The organism is Aeromonas sp. 602200 (genome assembly GCF_049173895.1).
Lineage (GTDB): Bacteria > Pseudomonadota > Gammaproteobacteria > Enterobacterales > Aeromonadaceae > Aeromonas > Aeromonas veronii_A.
This window is the reverse complement of the sequence record NZ_JAAKSL010000007.1, coordinates 67,538-83,183: the sequence shown is the minus strand read 5'-3', so window position 1 is coordinate 83,183 and position 15,646 is coordinate 67,538. Positions and strand designations below refer to the sequence as shown.

Sequence of the window (15,646 nt, the reverse complement as noted above, 5' to 3'; positions counted from 1 at the left end):
GCCACTCGCCTTTGACTGGGGCAGTGGCGAGCAATCCAACGACCGCTTGCTCATTAGCGCTGGTCGTCCAGCTCGACCCCCTTCGGGATCTTGAAAACAAATTCGTTGCCCTTGAGCACCGGCTTGCGGTTGAAGCTGCTCAGGGTGAATTCACTCCACTGCCCTTGCGCCTCTTTCACATCGAAACGACTGATGTTGTCTTGTCTGTCGAAGGTGACTCGGAAGGAGGCGATCAGCTCATCCTTGTTGCGGCTGGTGACGGTGTAGACATCCCCCTCCTGAGTCACGTCATAGTTCTTCCAGAACTTGTCGTCATTGCCGGCGATCAGAATAAAGGGGGTGTTGAGCACCGCATCTTTCAGCTTGAGGGCTGTCACCTGCTCGACGAAGGGATCATAGACCCAGACATCCTGACCATCGGCCACGATCAGGCTCTCGTCCGGCGAGGTGGTGTGCCAGTTGAAACGGTTTGGCCGCTGCACAACCAGATCGCCGCTGGCCTTTTGCAGCTCCTTGCCCTTGCTGTCATAGACGGTTTGGGCAAACTTGGCAGAGAAGAGGCTCACCCCCGCCAGCTTCTGTTTGAGATCGCTGGCCGCATCGGCCCACACCTGGCTGCTGGCCATCAGCAGCACGGTACCCATCAACAGTTGTTTTTTCATCACGCTCTTCATAAAGACGCTCTCGATAAAAGGCCACGCCCGCGGAGGGCATGGCCAGGGATAGTAAGAAACGGTGAGGCTTAGTCCCGCACCGGCGGCGGTGCCAGCACGTCGCGCTGACCATTGCCACCCGGTGAGCTGACGATGCCCTGATTCTCCATCTGCTCGATGAGACGGGCTGCCCGGTTGTAACCAATCTTGAACTTGCGCTGGACACTGGAGGTCGAGCCACGGCGGGACTCCACCACGAAAGCAACCGCTTCGTCGAACAGGGGGTCGAGCTCTTCATCGCCACCACCGCCATATTCGCCGCTGCCACCTTCGCCACCCGACTCACCGGAGAGGATCTCCTCGATGTAGTTCGGCTCGCCGCGCAGTTTCCAATCCGCCACCACCTTGTGCACTTCGTGGTCATCGACAAACGCACCGTGTACCCGGGTCGGGTTGGAGGTACCGGCCGGCATGTAGAGCATGTCGCCCATACCGAGCAGAGATTCGGCGCCCCCCTGATCGATGATGGTGCGCGAGTCGATTTTGCTCGATACCTGGAACGAGATCCGGGTCGGGATGTTGGCCTTGATAAGACCGGTGATGACATCCACCGACGGACGCTGGGTCGCCAGAATGAGGTGAATACCGGCGGCCCGCGCCTTCTGGGCGATACGGGCGATCAGCTCTTCCACCTTCTTGCCGACGATCATCATCATGTCGGCAAACTCGTCCACCACCACCACGATGTGGGGCAGTTTCTCAAGCTCCGGCGGCATCTGATCCATGGAGTCACCCGGGCGCCACAACGGATCCAGCAGAGGTTCCCCCTCCTCGATGGCAGCCAGCACTTTGTCGTTGTAGCCCTTGAGGTTGCGCACCCCGACCGCAGACATCAGCTTGTAACGGCGCTCCATCTCCCCCACGCACCAGCGCAGAGCGTTGGCGGCGTCCTTCATATCGGTCACCACCTCGGTCAGCAGGTGCGGGATCCCTTCGTAGACGGAGAGTTCCAGCATCTTGGGGTCGATCATGATGAAACGCAGGTCATCGGGGGATGACTTGTAGAGCATCGAGATGATCATGGTGTTGACCCCTACCGACTTACCGGAACCTGTGGTACCGGCCACCAGCAGGTGCGGCATCTTGGCCAGGTTCACCACCACCGGCTCCCCAGCGATGTCCTGACCCAGGCCCATGGTGAGCGGGTTGCGGCTATCTCGGAAGGCATCGCAGTCGAGGGTTTCGCGCAGGTAAACGGTCTGACGCACCCGGTTGGGCAGCTCGATACCGACGTAGGTCTTACCCGGGATCACCTCAACCACCCGCACGCTGCTGGCAGAGAGGGAACGGGCCAGATCGCGCGAGAGGTTGGTGATCTTGCTCGCCTTCATGCCCGGCGCCAGATCCAGCTCGAAACGGGTAATGACCGGGCCCGGATAGACACCCACCACCTTGGCCTGCACGTTGTAGTCGGCAAGCTTGGCCTCCACCAGACGCCCCATGCGGTCCAGCTCATCCTTGCTCATCATCTGGGTCTTGGCTGGCGGTCTGTCTAGCAGCTCGATACTCGGCAACGGCGGCAGCGTAGATTGCGGACGACGCTTGGGCTTGGTCGGTGCGACGGCTACCGGCGCGGCGACCTCGTCGTCCCCTTCGGCCCACGGCAGATCCAGATCGTCATCATCATCGGCCACAGCCAGTACCGGCTGACGGCGCCCATTCGCAGCCGCCACCGCACGTTTCGGTTTGGCAGCCGGAGCTGGCTCGTCATCCTCATCATCAAACTGGGGATCGAACTCGAAGGTATCGTCGTCGAGTTCCGGCAGCCACTCTTCGGCGGCAGCCTTCTGGTTCTTGGCCTTGGGCTTGCGAGTCCAGCTGGTGTGCGGCTCATCTTCCTCGTCATCAAACGCGATGGCCCCTACCCCGCCTTCCAGCAAGGGATCCGGCCCCTCGTTGCGGGGTTGACGCCAGCCACCGGTCAGCCAGCGGCCGAGGGTGGTCGGGAAGTGGTAAACAGCGCTGACCGAACCGGTACAGGCCGCGCCGATCTGCTCGACGATGGTGAGCCAGGACCAGCCGGTAAACAGGGTGATGCCGGTTGCCACGAAGCAGAGCAGCATCAGGTTGGCCCCGACGCCGCCAAACAGCGGCACCACGGCAGAAGCGATCACATCCCCCACCAGACCACCGGCGGAGAAGTTTTGCATATCGTTGAAGTTCATGCTGGCAATGGCCGACATGCCGAGCACAGTCAGGATAAAGCCGATGATCCGCACCCCAAGGGTGAGGTAATCCACATCAAGCAGACGGCTCGGGCGCCAGAACAGACTCCAGCCCAGCAGCACCACCAGCGGCGGCACCAGATAGGAGAAGGCACCAAAGGTAAACATGGTGATATCGGCGAGCCAGGCACCGGCACTACCGGCGAGGTTCTTCACCTCCCCTTGCCAGGAGGTCTGGGACCAACCGGGATCAGCGGGATGATAGGACAACAGGGCAAGCAGAAGATAAGCAGCCATCAGGGTGATGGCGATCAAGACGGCTTCGAAGATCCGTTGTGTACCTGATAAAGGAGTAAACAGCTTTTTATCGGCCAAACTCCGGCTCCTTTCTAAAAACATGTAATGCAGGAAATAAGGGGGCCTAGTATCCCCGAAAAGCCCATCGATTGTCAGCCAGAGCCTGATGGGACGGGGCCATATTTGCAATTATCTTTACAAGAAGAAACGAGCGGACCGGCCGCTCGTTTCTGACTGTCATGGTGTCTCATATGGGAAAGATACCACGGCATAACCTGCTTTATCGGGTGCTGATCACCAGACGACTGCTCTGCTTGACCTCTTCCATCACCACGTAGGTGCGGGTGTCATTGACACCGGGCAGACGCAGCAGGGTTTCCCCCAACAGACGGCGGTAAGCCGACATGTCGCTGACTCGGGTCTTGAGCAGATAGTCGAAGTCACCGGAAACCAGATGACACTCCTGGATCTCTTCGAGCACCTGAACAGCCTTGTTGAACTGTTCAAACACATCAGGCGCCCCGCGATTGAGGGTTATCTCTACAAACACCAGCAGAGATGCGTCCAGATAATGAGGGTTCAGAATAGCGGCATATCCTTCGATATAACCTTGTCGCTCGAGGCGACGAACCCGTTCCAGACACGGTGTAGGACTCAGGCCAACTCGCTTGGACAACTCAACATTCGAAATCCTGCCATCCTTTTGCAGTTCATTAAGAATGTTGCGGTCAATCCTGTCCAAATCCTTTAGCCGACTCTTAGCTTCCATCATTTTATTCCATCCTTTGGCTATTTTTTGGTAAGAATCACCATTCATTTTATAATTATGGTCACAAATCCTGTCAATACCTGAATATACTAGGCGCAAATGTTGGTTAACATTTTGGCAACATGAAACACCAATCTATAGACGAGGGATAGCATGATTATCGGTGTACCTAAAGAGATAAAAAACCATGAATACCGCGTAGGCATGGTTCCGGCCAGTGTACGTGAACTGACAGCACGAAACCATACTGTTTTCGTCCAAAGCGGTGCCGGAAACGGCATTGGCTTCAGCGATGCAGATTATATCGCTGTTGGAGCCGAAATTTTGGCCTCTGCAGCAGAGGTTTTCGCCAAAGCCGAGATGATCGTCAAGGTCAAGGAACCTCAGCCTGTCGAATGTGCCATGCTGCGTCCGGGTCAAACCCTGTTCACCTATCTGCATCTGGCGCCAGACTTGCCCCAGACCGAAGCCCTGCTGAAAAGCGGCGCCATCTGTATCGCCTATGAAACCGTCACCGACGGCCGTGGCGGCCTGCCCCTGCTGGCCCCCATGTCGGAAGTCGCAGGTCGCATGTCTATTCAGGCGGGTGCCCAGGCGCTGGAAAAATCGCGCGGTGGGAGCGGTGTGCTGCTCGGCGGCGTACCCGGTGTCGAACCGGCCAAGGTGGTGATCATCGGTGGCGGCGTGGTCGGCTCTAATGCAGCCCGCATGGCCATTGGCCTGCGCGCAGATGTGACCATCCTCGACAACAACGTCGATACCCTTCGCCGTCTCGATAACGAGTTCCAGGGAGCGGCCAAGGTGGTTTACTCCAACAGCGAGACGCTGGAGCGCCATCTGCTGGCGGCCGATCTGGTCATCGGCGGCGTGCTGGTGCCGGGTGCCACTGCGCCAAAACTTGTCAGCCGTGACCACATTGCGCGCATGAAGCCGGGTTCTGCCATCGTCGATGTGGCCATCGATCAGGGCGGCTGTGTGGAAACCTCCCACGCCACCACCCACCAGGATCCGACCTATATCGTCGATGAGGTGGTGCACTACTGTGTCGCCAACATGCCAGGGGCGGTGGCCCGCACCTCGACCGTGGCGCTCAACAATGCCACCCTCCCCTTTATCATCAAGCTGGCACAGCAAGGGTATCGTCAGGCACTGCTGAACGATCCCAACCTGCTGCACGGGCTCAACGTGATGGAGGGCAAGCTCACCTGCAAGGAAGTGGCCGTGGCGCATGGCCTTGCCTACACGGATCCCCTGACCCTGCTGAACTGATCTGCGCTGGCCTGCGCCAGTTGGAGATGAGTGAAAATCCGCCCGCGATGGGCGGTTTTTTTATTCCTTTATTTTGCATGTCACCCCTTGTGAACACGATTAGTGCAATCGACTCACCAGCCTTTGACCCCGGATCACGAATTACCTACAATCGCGCAAACTCATCACATCCCGGAAATGACATCATGAGCCAAGTCACTCACAGCAAATTGCTGATCTTAGGGTCAGGCCCGGCCGGTTACACCGCGGCCGTCTATGCCGCCCGCGCCAACCTCAATCCCCTGCTCATCACCGGCATGCAGCAAGGGGGTCAGCTGACCACCACCACCGAAGTGGAGAACTGGCCAGGTGATCCGGAAGGGCTGACCGGCCCTGCCCTGATGGAGCGCATGAAAGCCCATGCAGAGAAGTTCGATACCCGCATCCTGTTTGATCACATCAACAGTGTCGAACTGACTCAGCGCCCGTTCCGTCTCAAGGGCGATAACGGCGAATACACCTGCGATGCCCTGATCATCGCGACCGGCGCCTCCGCCAAGTATCTAGGTCTGCCCTCCGAAGAGGCCTTCAAGGGTCGCGGCGTCTCCGCCTGTGCCACCTGTGACGGTTTCTTCTACCGCAATCAGGAAGTGGCGGTGATCGGCGGCGGCAACACAGCAGTTGAAGAAGCCTTGTATCTGGCCAACATCGCCAAGAAGGTGCACCTGATCCACCGCCGCGACGAATTCCGTGCCGAGAAGATCCTGATCAAGCGTCTGCACGACAAAGTTGCGAGCGGCAACATCGTGCTGCACACCCACCAGACCCTGGACGAAGTGCTGGGCGATCAGATGGGGGTCACCGGTGTGCGCCTGCGCAACACTCAGGACAACAGCACCAGCGAGCTGGCGCTGATGGGCGTCTTCATCGCCATCGGCCATCAGCCCAATACCCAGATCTTCGATGGCCAGCTGGAGATGCAAAACGGCTATCTGAAGGTACGTGGCGGCCTCGACGGTTTTGCCACCCAGACCAGCATTGAAGGTGTCTTCGCTGCCGGCGACGTGGCCGACCACAACTACCGTCAGGCGATCACCTCTGCCGGTACCGGCTGCATGGCAGCCCTCGATGCCGAACGCTACCTCGACGCGCAATAAATAAGCGCAGTTGTGATATAAGGCATACCAGTCGGTATGCCTTTTTTATTTGAAGGAGTCTAATGAAACAGAAGATATTGATTGTCGAAGATAGCCTGACCATCCGCCGTATGCTGACTCAGGCCATTGCCCAGCAGACAGGCCTCGAGATTGACGCCTTCGATACCCTCGAAGGCGCTCGTCACTGTCGGGGCGAGGAGTATGTGGTCGCGCTGGTGGACCTGACCTTGCCGGATGCGCCCCGTGGCGAAGCGGTCAACGAGCTGCTGGCTCGAGGTTTGCCGGTGGTGATCCTCACTGCCGACATCAGCGAGGATAAACGTGCCGCCTGGCTGGAAACCGGCGTGCTGGACTATGTGATGAAGGATTCGCGCCACTCGCTGCAATATGCCGTCAGTCTGGTGCACCGCCTCTATCTCAACCAGTCCATCGAAGTGCTGGTGGTCGACGACTCACGCACCTCCCGTCACCGCACCATGGCCCAGTTGCGCAAGCAGCTGTTGCAGGTGCATGAGGCCAGTCATGCCCGTGAAGCGATGGCGATGCTGGAGCAACACCCGGACATCCGGCTGGCACTGGTCGACTACTATATGCCGGATATCGATGGCATCAGTCTGGTGCGGATGCTGAGAGAGCGATACAGCAAGCAGCAGCTCGCGATTATCGGGATCTCGGTCTCGGACAAGCGCGGTCTCTCTGCTCGCTATCTCAAGCAGGGCGCCAACGACTTTCTCAACCAGCCGTTCGAGCCGGAAGAGCTGCAGTGTCGGGTCAGCCACAATCTGGAAGCCCTCGAGCAGTTCAACAGCATTCAGGAGTCAGCCAATCGCGACTACCTGACCGGTCTCTACAACCGACGTTACTGGTTCAACGAAGGGCAAAAATGGTTTGAAGAGCATCAGCGCCAGCAGACGCCTCTGGCACTCTGTGTGCTCGATGTGGATCACTTCAAGCAGGTCAACGATCACTGGGGCCATGCCATCGGCGATCAACTGCTCTGCCATCTGACCCGGCTACTGACCCAGTTCTTCCCCGATGCCATGATCGCCCGATTTGGCGGAGAGGAGTTTGCCATGATGGTGCCTCACTGTACCGTCCCCGTGTTGATCAAGCGTCTTGAAGGGCTGCGTCAGCAGCTGCGCCAGCAACCCTTGTCACCGGAAACCCCGCTCTTTGTTCGCGCCAGTTACGGCGTGATCAGCGTCGGGCGGATATCCATGGACGAGGCGCTGAGCGTAGCGGATCGGCTGCTCTATCAGGCAAAGAACACCGGTCGCGACAAGATAGTCTCTCAAGAGACAGCTATCTGAATCCTCAGGGCATCAGTCCCGTGTATTACCGCCCGACAGACTTTCCAACAGGAGAGTCTGCGGGTTCCTTTCCTGCCACAGTCTCCCCATCACAATGACTATCGAAAGTCAGTAAGTCTTGTCGACCCGCACCCCATCATCGAAGTAGAGAATGCGCACCTTGTCCCCATTGGTAAAAACCATGGCGGGATCATAATCCTGGATCACGTTGATAAGGGCATTTTGCTCGTTGCGGATCAGCAGCTCCACCAGCTTGTTTTCCACCACTGTTCCCTCGGACTGGTATTGCTGCGCAGCCGCAGCACCTGCGAGCGCGCCAACGGCGGTGGCGATTTCACGGCCATGACCGCCGCCAAACTGATTGCCCAGCAGGCCGCCCAACACGGCACCACCCAGCGTCTTCCAGCCAGAGTGCTCTGACTCCAGGATCTGGCGCTGGGTAATATTGCGCACCGTTTCGACCTGACCAAACACCACCTGATTGACCGGCCGCACGGTATTGCGCTGGTAGACCTCCGCCCCGGCGGGCGCCGTGACAAAGCAGAGCAAGCTGGATACTATCAGGATAATGGCCTTCATCTATGAACCTCGTTGCCTTATGTCTCGCTATCTTACCCAACTGGATGATGAGCTTTGCTGGTTTCCCGACCCCAGCCATGCGCTGGAAGAGCCCAACGGCTTGCTGGCGATCGGCGGGGATCTCTCCCCTGCCAGATTGCTGGCAGCTTACCACAAGGGGATCTTCCCGTGGAATGAACCCCACCAACCGACCCTGTGGTGGTCACCGGATCCCCGTGGGGTGATCCGTCCCGACCAACTCCATGTGGGGCGGACACTGCAGAAGATTATCCGCCGTACCCCATTCGATATTTCCGTCAATCGCGCCTTTAATGAAGTCATTACCGCCTGCGCCGCCCCTCGTCGCACTGCCGATGGCACCTGGATCAGCCAACCCATGATCGAGGCCTACCAGCAGTTGCACCAACTGGGTCATGCCCACTCTATCGAGATCTGGCAGGAGGGAGAGCTGCAAGCGGGACTGTATGGCCTCTCTATCGGCCGACTGTTTTGCGGTGAATCCATGTTCAGCCGGATTGATAACGGCGCCAAACTTGCCATGGTGGCACTCTGTCGCCACTTTTCACGCCATGGTGGAGCACTTATCGATTGCCAGATGCAGAACCCGTTTCTGGCGACCCTGGGTATCGAGGAGTGGCCAAGGGCCCGTTTTCTGGCCGAGCTGGCGCGCCTTGGCCATCAACCACTGTTGGCTTCCTGCTGGCAAGAGGGGGAGATCAGCCTATGACTGAAGAAGTGATCCTTAAAGTAGGGCTGACTCCCAAGCATCCCTGCAGTTATCTGGACCATGAACAGGAGCAACTGCTGGTACTGATGGATCACAATCTGCTCAACGCCAACGGCTACGAGCGATTGTTGACTGCCGGTTTTCGCCGCAGTGGCAACGATATCTATCGCCCCCACTGCCCGGCGTGCCATGCCTGCCAGTCCCTTCGTATTCACAGCGAGCGCTTTCGCCCCAGCCGCGGCCAGAAGCGGATCCGCCAGCTCAACAAAGATATCGAGATCGTCCTGAGCTACGATGACAAGCCCGAGTATTACCAGCTCTACGAACGTTATATCCGCGAACGCCATCGCGATGGCAGTATGTATCCCCCCAACCGCAGCCAGTATCGCGGGTTTCTCCATTGTGACTGGATGCCGCCGCTCTACCTGGAGATGCGCAAAGAGGACCGCCTTATCGGTGTCGCCACCACAGACCTGCTCCCCCACTCCTTGAGCGCCATGTACACCTTCTTCGATCCGGATTATGCCGATCGCTCCCTGGGCACCTTTGCCATCCTCTGCCAGCTCGATCTGGCCAGGCGAACCGGGCGAAGCTGGCTCTATCTTGGCTATCTGGTAGAGGCGTGCCGCAAGATGAATTACAAGCGCAATTATCTCCCTCACGAGCTGTTAATTCAGGGGGAATGGAAAAATATCGACACCAAGCCCGAGTAAACTTTACACATAGCCTTAAATCCGGCATGATCCAGCGGTTTTTTGTTGTGGCTTATCAAGAGGATTCAATGGCTAAAGAAGACAGTATTGAGATGCAGGGCACTATTCTCGAAACCCTGCCCAATACCATGTTCCGTGTGGAACTGGAGAATGGTCACGTGGTTATCGCTCATATTTCAGGCAAGATGCGCAAAAACTACATTCGTATCCTGACTGGAGACAAAGTAACGGTAGCACTGACTCCCTACGATCTCTCCAAGGGACGTATTGTTTTCCGCTCTCGCTAAGCCAGGAATTCAGCAAAAAACCCCAACCTTTCGGTTGGGGTTTTTTGTCGTTTTCTGATCACTGACGCTTAGTGGGAAACAGCTTCAACATTGACCTGAAAATCAAAGCTGAGGCTGTCATTTACCAACTCAACCTTCACTATTCCCCCGTCAACCAGTGAACCGAACAGGATCTCGTTGGCCAGGGGTTTCTTGAGGTGCTCCTGGATAACCCGACCCATCGGTCTAGCCCCCATGGCTCTGTCATATCCCTTCTCTGCCAACCAGTGGCGGGCACGTTCGGACACCTCGAGAGAGACTCCCTTCGCATCCAGTTGAACCTGCAATTCGACAATGAACTTGTCGACCACCTGATGGATCACCGTCATATCGAGATGGTTGAACCAGATGGTGTGATCAAGCCGGTTACGAAACTCCGGACTGAAGGTCTTGTTGATCACCGCCATGGCATCGTGGCTCAAATCCTGTTGCTGGAAGCCAATCGATTTGCGCTGAGTCTCCTGCACACCGGCGTTGGTAGTCATGACCAAAATCACGTTACGGAAATCCGCCTTGCGCCCGTTGTTGTCGGTCAGGGTGCCGTTGTCCATCACCTGCAACAGCAGATTGAATACGTCCGGGTGAGCTTTCTCAATTTCGTCAAGCAACACAACGGAATGAGGATGCTTGATCACCGCATCAGTCAGCAAACCACCCTGCTCAAAACCGACATAGCCGGGAGGCGCACCAATCAGGCGAGATACGGTATGGCGTTCCATGTACTCGGACATATCAAAGCGCAGCATCTCGACACCCAATGCCTTGCCCAACTGCTGGGTCACCTCTGTTTTACCAACACCGGTAGGACCGGCAAACAGGAAGCAACCAACCGGGCGACGCTCGTTACCCAAACCTGAACGAGAGAGGCGAATCGCATCGGTCAGCACCTCGATGGCTTTATCCTGACCAAAGACCACCATCTTCAGATTGCGTTCCAAGTTCTTCAGTACTTCTTTATCTGAAGAGGAGACTGATTTTTCCGGAATGCGGGCGATCTTGGCCACAATGGATTCAATTTCCTGCACATTGATCACTTTCTTGCGCTTGCTCGCAGGCAGCAACCGCTGACCGGCGCCCGCCTCGTCGATCACATCGATCGCCTTGTCGGGTAGGTGACGATCATTGATGTACTTGGCAGAGAGCTCGGCAGCTGCACGGATCGCCTTGGCGGTATAGCGTACGCCGTGGTGGGCTTCGTAGCGACTCTTGAGCCCCATCAAGATGCGAGTGGTGTCATCGATAGTTGGCTCGACAATATCGATCTTCTGGAAGCGACGGGCCAGCGCACGGTCTTTCTCGAAGATCTGGGCGTACTCCTGATAAGTGGTGGATCCCACGCAGCGGAGCAAACCATTGGAGAGCAGCGGCTTGATCAGGTTGGCCGCATCCAGTTGACCACCGGAAGCAGCACCGGCACCAATGATGGTATGGATCTCGTCGATAAAGAGGATGGCCCCTTCCTGACGCTCAATCTGCTTGAGCAGTACCTTGAGGCGCTTCTCGAAATCACCACGGTATTTGGTGCCCGCCAGCAGAGAACCCATATCCAGCGAATAGATGGTACTGCCCGCAATCACCTCGGGGACATCCCCCTTGACGATGCGATAGGCCAGACCTTCGGCAATGGCGGTTTTACCCACGCCCGCTTCACCCACCAGCAACGGGTTGTTCTTGCGACGACGGCAGAGCACCTGAATCGTACGATTAAGCTCCTGATCACGACCGATGAGCGGATCGATGCGCCCTTCCAGCACCAGCTGGTTCAGGTTGGTGGCAAAGCTCTCGATCTGTGCGGCCGAGACATCATCATCAGACTCGGGATTGTTATTGCTGCCGAGATCAGGCTTGCTGTCCTTGCGCACCCCGTGGGAGAGGAAATTGACGACGTCAAGACGGCTGATCTCGGCTTTTTTCAGGAAATAGGCAGCTTGTGACTCCTGCTCACTGAAGATAGCGACCAGCACGTTGGCGCCGCTGACTTCGGTATTGCCGGAGGATTGCACATGGAAGACGGCACGCTGCAACACGCGCTGGAAGCCCAGTGTCGGCTGGGTTTCACGATCTTCATCGTCGCGCGGTATGAGCGGAGTAGTTTGGGTGATGAATGCGCGGATCTCCTTGCGCATCTGCTCGACATCGGCACCACAGGAGCTCAGCGCCTCATGGGCTGAACTGTTATCCAGAAGGGCTAACAACAGGTGCTCGACGGTCATGAATTCGTGGCGCTCGTCACGGGCCAGTTTGAAAGCCTCGTTCAGCGTCTTTTCTAGATCTTTATTCAACATAGGCACCTCCCCTAGTACAGCTACAATGTGGTGTCACACTCGCCATCAAGTCATCAGATTCAAGCCTTTTCCATAGTACAGAGCAGTGGATGTTCGTTGTTACGTGCATAGGTGTTGACCTGGACAACCTTGGTTTCGGCGATCTCTGCGGTAAACATGCCGCAGACACCCTTACCACTATAATGCACACTCAGCATGACCTGAGTCGCCTTGTCCAAATCCATACCAAAGAACTTTTGCAGCACCTCCACCACAAACTCCATGGGCGTGTAGTCATCGTTGTTCAACACAACCTTATACATGGGTGGCGGCTGCAGCTTTGTTTTCTCTGCTTCTGCAATCTTTTCATTAGCAAAGAGTTCTTTCTGCTTGCTCATAATCGCGCTTTGGTACCTCTAGATTACTACCGTCTAACACAAGGTTGTCAATAGACTTGTTAACCAGATCACATCAGCTGTTAACAACTTCTTGACTCGCTCAAAAGTTAGACTAGATTGGTTACTTGCTAATCTGTGCCCGTCTGCTATGGGCCCATGTCCCTAGTTATAAAGGGCTGGCGCAGGTTACTCAACGACTTCTGGGTAATCAATAAAAGGATGTAGAAGTATGGCAACCGGCACAGTTAAGTGGTTTAACAACGCAAAAGGATTTGGGTTTATCTGTCCGGAAGGGGGCGGTGAGGATATCTTCGCTCACTACTCCACGATTCAAATGGAGGGCTACAAGACCCTGAAAGCGGGTCAGGCTGTCAATTTTGAACTGCAACAGGGGCCGAAAGGAAATCACGCCTCTGTGATTGTGCCAAACGAAGCACAAAATATGTAAATAACACCCGTTGGATAAATAAAAAACCGGTTCCTCTCTGAGCAACCGGTTTTTTATTGTCAGATTTCTGGCGAACCCTGCCTCCTCACGGGATCACAGGGTTATCACCAGCCATGATCAGTCGTGATATTCACTGCAGGCGATCAGGGTATTTTCCATCAGGCTGGCGACCGTCATCGGGCCCACGCCACCGGGTACCGGGGTAATGAAGGAGGCATGGCTGCGCGCCGTCTCAAACTCCACATCCCCGACCAGCGAGCCATCAGCCAAGCGGTTGATGCCCACATCGATTACCAGTGCCCCCGGTTTGATCCACTCGCCCGGGATGAAGTTGGGCTTGCCGACTGCGACAACCAACAGATCGGCACGGCGAACCTGCTCTTCCAGATCCCGCGTAAAACGGTGACAGGTCGTAGTTGTACAGCCCGCCAGCAACAATTCGAGGGTCATGGGACGCCCCACTATGTTGGACGCGCCGACCACAACGGCGTGCAAACCATGGGTTTTGACACCGGTGGTTTCAATCAGCGTCATGATCCCTTTCGGAGTGCAGGGGCGCAGCGCCGGAATACGTTGGGCCAGACGGCCGACGTTATACGGGTGAAATCCATCTACATCCTTGTCAGGCTGGATCCGCTCCAGCACCTGAGTGGTATCAAAGTGATCCGGCAACGGCAGCTGAACCAGAATGCCATCTACGTGGCTATCCGCATTCAGCTGGTCAATCAGCGCCAGCAGCTCTTCCTGACTGGCGGTTGCACTCAGATCATAGGAGCGGGAGAGAAAACCCACCTCCTCGCACGCCCGACGTTTGCTGCCGACATAGACCTGAGAGGCTGGATCCGCCCCCACCAGAATGACTGCCAGCCCTGGAGCCCGTTTCCCTGCCGCCAACCGCTGTTGGACTTGCGCCGCGACCTGGCTGCGAATCGTTTGCGCAACCTGTTTTCCATCTATGATTTTGGCAGACATCGTTCTCCACTCACCATGTGTTCAACTGCCGCGCATTGTCGCATTTTTTTAGCCGGGATGTTAGCGGCAGACGCACGCCAGACCTGTAGCGGGCAATAAGTAGGCACTTGAATTTACTGGGGGAAAAAGTCGTTGACGCTGGCCCTTACGCTTGGCTATGATGCCCGCCCGTTGCCCAGTACGACTCATGTCGATATGCTGGTCAGGGATTTTCGGTGATTAGCGCAGTCCGGTAGCGCATCTGGTTTGGGACCAGAGGGTCAAAGGTTCGAATCCTTTATCACCGACCATGTTCATCGACTCGTCCTCAAGACGTGTTGATACAAAGCGCCCTTAGCTCAGTTGGATAGAGCAACGGCCTTCTAAGCCGTGGGTCGCAGGTTCGAATCCTGCAGGGCGCGCCATTGATGTTCCCCAATCCTTCTGGATTGGCGAGCGTTGATGAAAATTTCAGTGGTGGCTGTAGCTCAGTTGGTAGAGTCCCGGATTGTGATTCCGGTTGTCGTGGGTTCGAGCCCCATCAGCCACCCCATTATTCTGTCGATAATCGCCGCAAGGTGATGTCCATCGACTTGGTGCAGTGACCTTCTGGTCTGCTCCGCGAAAAACCGGCCTTGGCCGGTTTTTTTGTTTTTGCGCTCGACAGCGCCTTACCTTGTCTGCAAGGCCATCATCCTCTAGATCGATAAACGCGGCTCTGCCCATTTGTCACGATGTGCGCCTCCCCATCGATACACACAGCCACACTCCCCCACACATCAGCCTGTCTGGTTCTTTTTCTGTATTTCCCAGGCGCCATTGATATGCTGATCGCTCTTCTTCTCTCCTGCTTCCCGTTGGAGCTTTTCTATGCAACGCATTCTTTTTGTCGAAGATGATCCCGAGATTGGCCAGCTCATCAGCAGTTGGCTCGGTCGCCACGATATGGACGTGATCCTCGAGCCCAGAGGGGACATGGCGCTGGCCCGGGTCGAGGCCGAACAGCCCGATCTGGTGCTGCTCGATATCATGTTGCCGGGGCAAGATGGCATGTCCCTCTGTCGGGATCTGCGGCCACGCTTCGACGGCCCCATCGTAATGCTCACCTCGCTGGATAGCGACATGAACCAGATCCTGAGTCTGGAGCTGGGCGCCAACGACTACATCCTCAAAACGACACCACCACCGGTGCTGCTGGCCCGACTTCGGGTGCAGTTTCGCCAGCACCAGCAAGCATCAACCCAACCGGCCGCCACCAGCAGCGTTCCCCAGCAACTGCAATTTGGTCTGCTGCGGGTGGATGGTCCGGGGCGAGATGTGCGCCTCGATGGCGAGAGCATTGCTCTCTCGACCGCCGACTTTGATCTGCTGTGGGAGCTCGCCTGCCACGCGGGCCAAATCTTGAGTCGGGAAGCCCTTTTTCGCAGCTTGCGCGGCCGGGAGTACGACGGTCAGGATCGCAGCATGGATGTGGCCATCTCCCGCCTGCGCCGCAAACTGGGTGATAACCCCGACAACCCGACCCGGATCAAGACGGTGCGCCAGAAAGGCTACCTCTTCGTCCCCCACGCCTGGGAATAA

15 protein-coding genes and 3 tRNA genes are annotated in these 15,646 nt (G+C 56.7%); 11 read left to right on the top strand and 7 right to left on the bottom strand.

What is annotated here, in order from left to right:
* Positions 1–53 precede the first annotated feature (53 nt).
* The 3 genes from lolA to lrp all read right to left on the bottom strand — a co-directional run bounded on the left by lolA (position 54) and on the right by lrp (position 3,947).
* On the bottom strand, positions 54–662 hold the full coding sequence (lolA, locus tag G5221_RS10620) for an outer membrane lipoprotein chaperone LolA (protein ID WP_421263213.1): 609 nt from the start codon (positions 660–662) through the stop codon (positions 54–56).
* Between the two features lie 80 nt (positions 663–742).
* Complete coding sequence (locus G5221_RS10615) at positions 743–3,253, bottom strand: DNA translocase FtsK 4TM domain-containing protein (protein ID WP_421263212.1); 2,511 nt, start codon at positions 3,251–3,253, stop codon at positions 743–745.
* Between the two features lie 202 nt (positions 3,254–3,455).
* Positions 3,456–3,947, bottom strand: coding sequence for a leucine-responsive transcriptional regulator Lrp (lrp, locus tag G5221_RS10610; RefSeq protein ID WP_005300047.1), 492 nt, complete (start codon positions 3,945–3,947; stop codon positions 3,456–3,458).
* 150 nt (positions 3,948–4,097) lie between these two features.
* Between lrp and ald the strand changes: the two genes are divergently transcribed.
* The 3 genes from ald to G5221_RS10595 all read left to right on the top strand — a co-directional run bounded on the left by ald (position 4,098) and on the right by G5221_RS10595 (position 7,659).
* Positions 4,098–5,213, top strand: coding sequence for an alanine dehydrogenase (gene ald / locus G5221_RS10605; RefSeq protein ID WP_047438314.1), 1,116 nt, complete (start codon positions 4,098–4,100; stop codon positions 5,211–5,213).
* A gap of 185 nt (positions 5,214–5,398) precedes the next feature.
* Positions 5,399–6,349, top strand: a complete 951-nt coding sequence (gene trxB / locus G5221_RS10600) for a thioredoxin-disulfide reductase (protein WP_111900030.1) — start codon at positions 5,399–5,401, stop codon at positions 6,347–6,349.
* A 62-nt stretch (positions 6,350–6,411) separates the two neighbouring features.
* Complete coding sequence (locus tag G5221_RS10595; RefSeq protein ID WP_005351207.1) at positions 6,412–7,659, top strand: diguanylate cyclase; 1,248 nt, start codon at positions 6,412–6,414, stop codon at positions 7,657–7,659.
* Between the two features lie 108 nt (positions 7,660–7,767).
* On the opposite strand, the gene G5221_RS10590 is transcribed toward G5221_RS10595, so the two are convergent.
* Entirely contained in the window at positions 7,768–8,238 is a 471-nt protein-coding gene (locus tag G5221_RS10590) for a glycine zipper 2TM domain-containing protein (RefSeq protein WP_421263211.1), read from the bottom strand.
* Between the two features lie 19 nt (positions 8,239–8,257).
* Here G5221_RS10590 and aat point away from each other — a divergent pair, with 19 nt between their 5' ends.
* The 3 genes from aat to infA all read left to right on the top strand — a co-directional run bounded on the left by aat (position 8,258) and on the right by infA (position 9,965).
* Positions 8,258–8,965 carry a leucyl/phenylalanyl-tRNA--protein transferase gene (gene aat, locus G5221_RS10585; protein ID WP_128816334.1) on the top strand — a complete coding sequence of 236 codons (708 nt, stop codon included), beginning with the start codon at positions 8,258–8,260 and terminating at the stop codon, positions 8,963–8,965.
* A complete protein-coding gene (locus G5221_RS10580) occupies positions 8,962–9,678 on the top strand; it encodes an arginyltransferase (protein ID WP_421263210.1) in 717 nt (238 codons plus the stop codon). Before aat ends, G5221_RS10580 begins: the two co-directional genes overlap by 4 nt.
* 68 nt (positions 9,679–9,746) lie before the next feature.
* Positions 9,747–9,965: a translation initiation factor IF-1 gene (infA, locus tag G5221_RS10575; RefSeq protein ID WP_005300033.1), complete on the top strand. Its 219-nt coding sequence runs from the start codon at positions 9,747–9,749 to the stop codon at positions 9,963–9,965.
* 68 nt (positions 9,966–10,033) lie between these two features.
* Here the strand turns inward: infA and clpA are convergent, their stop codons facing one another.
* Both clpA and clpS read right to left on the bottom strand, forming a co-directional pair.
* Positions 10,034–12,289 (bottom strand): ATP-dependent Clp protease ATP-binding subunit ClpA, encoded by a 2,256-nt coding sequence (clpA, locus tag G5221_RS10570; protein WP_005337110.1) that lies wholly within the window; start codon positions 12,287–12,289, stop codon positions 10,034–10,036.
* 59 nt (positions 12,290–12,348) lie between these two features.
* Positions 12,349–12,666 carry an ATP-dependent Clp protease adapter ClpS gene (gene clpS / locus G5221_RS10565; protein ID WP_319920861.1) on the bottom strand — a complete coding sequence of 106 codons (318 nt, stop codon included), beginning with the start codon at positions 12,664–12,666 and terminating at the stop codon, positions 12,349–12,351.
* 229 nt (positions 12,667–12,895) lie between these two features.
* Here clpS and cspD point away from each other — a divergent pair, with 229 nt between their 5' ends.
* Positions 12,896–13,114, top strand: coding sequence for a cold shock-like protein CspD (gene cspD / locus G5221_RS10560; RefSeq protein WP_005300025.1), 219 nt, complete (start codon positions 12,896–12,898; stop codon positions 13,112–13,114).
* Between the two features lie 117 nt (positions 13,115–13,231).
* On the opposite strand, the gene folD is transcribed toward cspD, so the two are convergent.
* Positions 13,232–14,086: a bifunctional methylenetetrahydrofolate dehydrogenase/methenyltetrahydrofolate cyclohydrolase FolD gene (gene folD / locus G5221_RS10555; RefSeq protein ID WP_005337113.1), complete on the bottom strand. Its 855-nt coding sequence runs from the start codon at positions 14,084–14,086 to the stop codon at positions 13,232–13,234.
* A gap of 213 nt (positions 14,087–14,299) precedes the next feature.
* Between folD and G5221_RS10550 the strand changes: the two genes are divergently transcribed.
* The 4 genes from G5221_RS10550 to rstA all read left to right on the top strand — a co-directional run bounded on the left by G5221_RS10550 (position 14,300) and on the right by rstA (position 15,646).
* Positions 14,300–14,376 (top strand) — tRNA-Pro (locus G5221_RS10550).
* A 37-nt stretch (positions 14,377–14,413) separates the two neighbouring features.
* Positions 14,414–14,490 (top strand) — tRNA-Arg (locus tag G5221_RS10545).
* A 52-nt stretch (positions 14,491–14,542) separates the two neighbouring features.
* Positions 14,543–14,618: transfer RNA gene (locus tag G5221_RS10540), tRNA-His, on the top strand.
* 317 nt (positions 14,619–14,935) lie between these two features.
* Entirely contained in the window at positions 14,936–15,646 is a 711-nt protein-coding gene (gene rstA / locus G5221_RS10535) for a two-component system response regulator RstA (protein WP_236371530.1), read from the top strand.

Excerpts from the sequence above, each read along its gene's own strand:
- lolA (WP_421263213.1), bottom strand. The coding sequence starts at position 662 with ATGAAAAAACAACTGTTGATGGGTACCGTGCTGCTGATGGCCAGCAGC.
- lrp (WP_005300047.1), bottom strand. The coding sequence starts at position 3,947 with ATGATGGAAGCTAAGAGTCGGCTAAAGGATTTGGACAGGATTGACCGC.
- ald (WP_047438314.1), top strand. The coding sequence starts at position 4,098 with ATGATTATCGGTGTACCTAAAGAGATAAAAAACCATGAATACCGCGTA.
- trxB (WP_111900030.1), top strand. The coding sequence starts at position 5,399 with ATGAGCCAAGTCACTCACAGCAAATTGCTGATCTTAGGGTCAGGCCCG.
- G5221_RS10595 (WP_005351207.1), top strand. The coding sequence starts at position 6,412 with ATGAAACAGAAGATATTGATTGTCGAAGATAGCCTGACCATCCGCCGT.
- G5221_RS10590 (WP_421263211.1), bottom strand. The coding sequence starts at position 8,238 with ATGAAGGCCATTATCCTGATAGTATCCAGCTTGCTCTGCTTTGTCACG.
- aat (WP_128816334.1), top strand. The coding sequence starts at position 8,258 with ATGTCTCGCTATCTTACCCAACTGGATGATGAGCTTTGCTGGTTTCCC.
- G5221_RS10580 (WP_421263210.1), top strand. The coding sequence starts at position 8,962 with ATGACTGAAGAAGTGATCCTTAAAGTAGGGCTGACTCCCAAGCATCCC.
- infA (WP_005300033.1), top strand. The coding sequence starts at position 9,747 with ATGGCTAAAGAAGACAGTATTGAGATGCAGGGCACTATTCTCGAAACC.
- clpA (WP_005337110.1), bottom strand. The coding sequence starts at position 12,289 with ATGTTGAATAAAGATCTAGAAAAGACGCTGAACGAGGCTTTCAAACTG.
- clpS (WP_319920861.1), bottom strand. The coding sequence starts at position 12,666 with ATGAGCAAGCAGAAAGAACTCTTTGCTAATGAAAAGATTGCAGAAGCA.
- cspD (WP_005300025.1), top strand. The coding sequence starts at position 12,896 with ATGGCAACCGGCACAGTTAAGTGGTTTAACAACGCAAAAGGATTTGGG.
- folD (WP_005337113.1), bottom strand. The coding sequence starts at position 14,086 with ATGTCTGCCAAAATCATAGATGGAAAACAGGTTGCGCAAACGATTCGC.
- rstA (WP_236371530.1), top strand. The coding sequence starts at position 14,936 with ATGCAACGCATTCTTTTTGTCGAAGATGATCCCGAGATTGGCCAGCTC.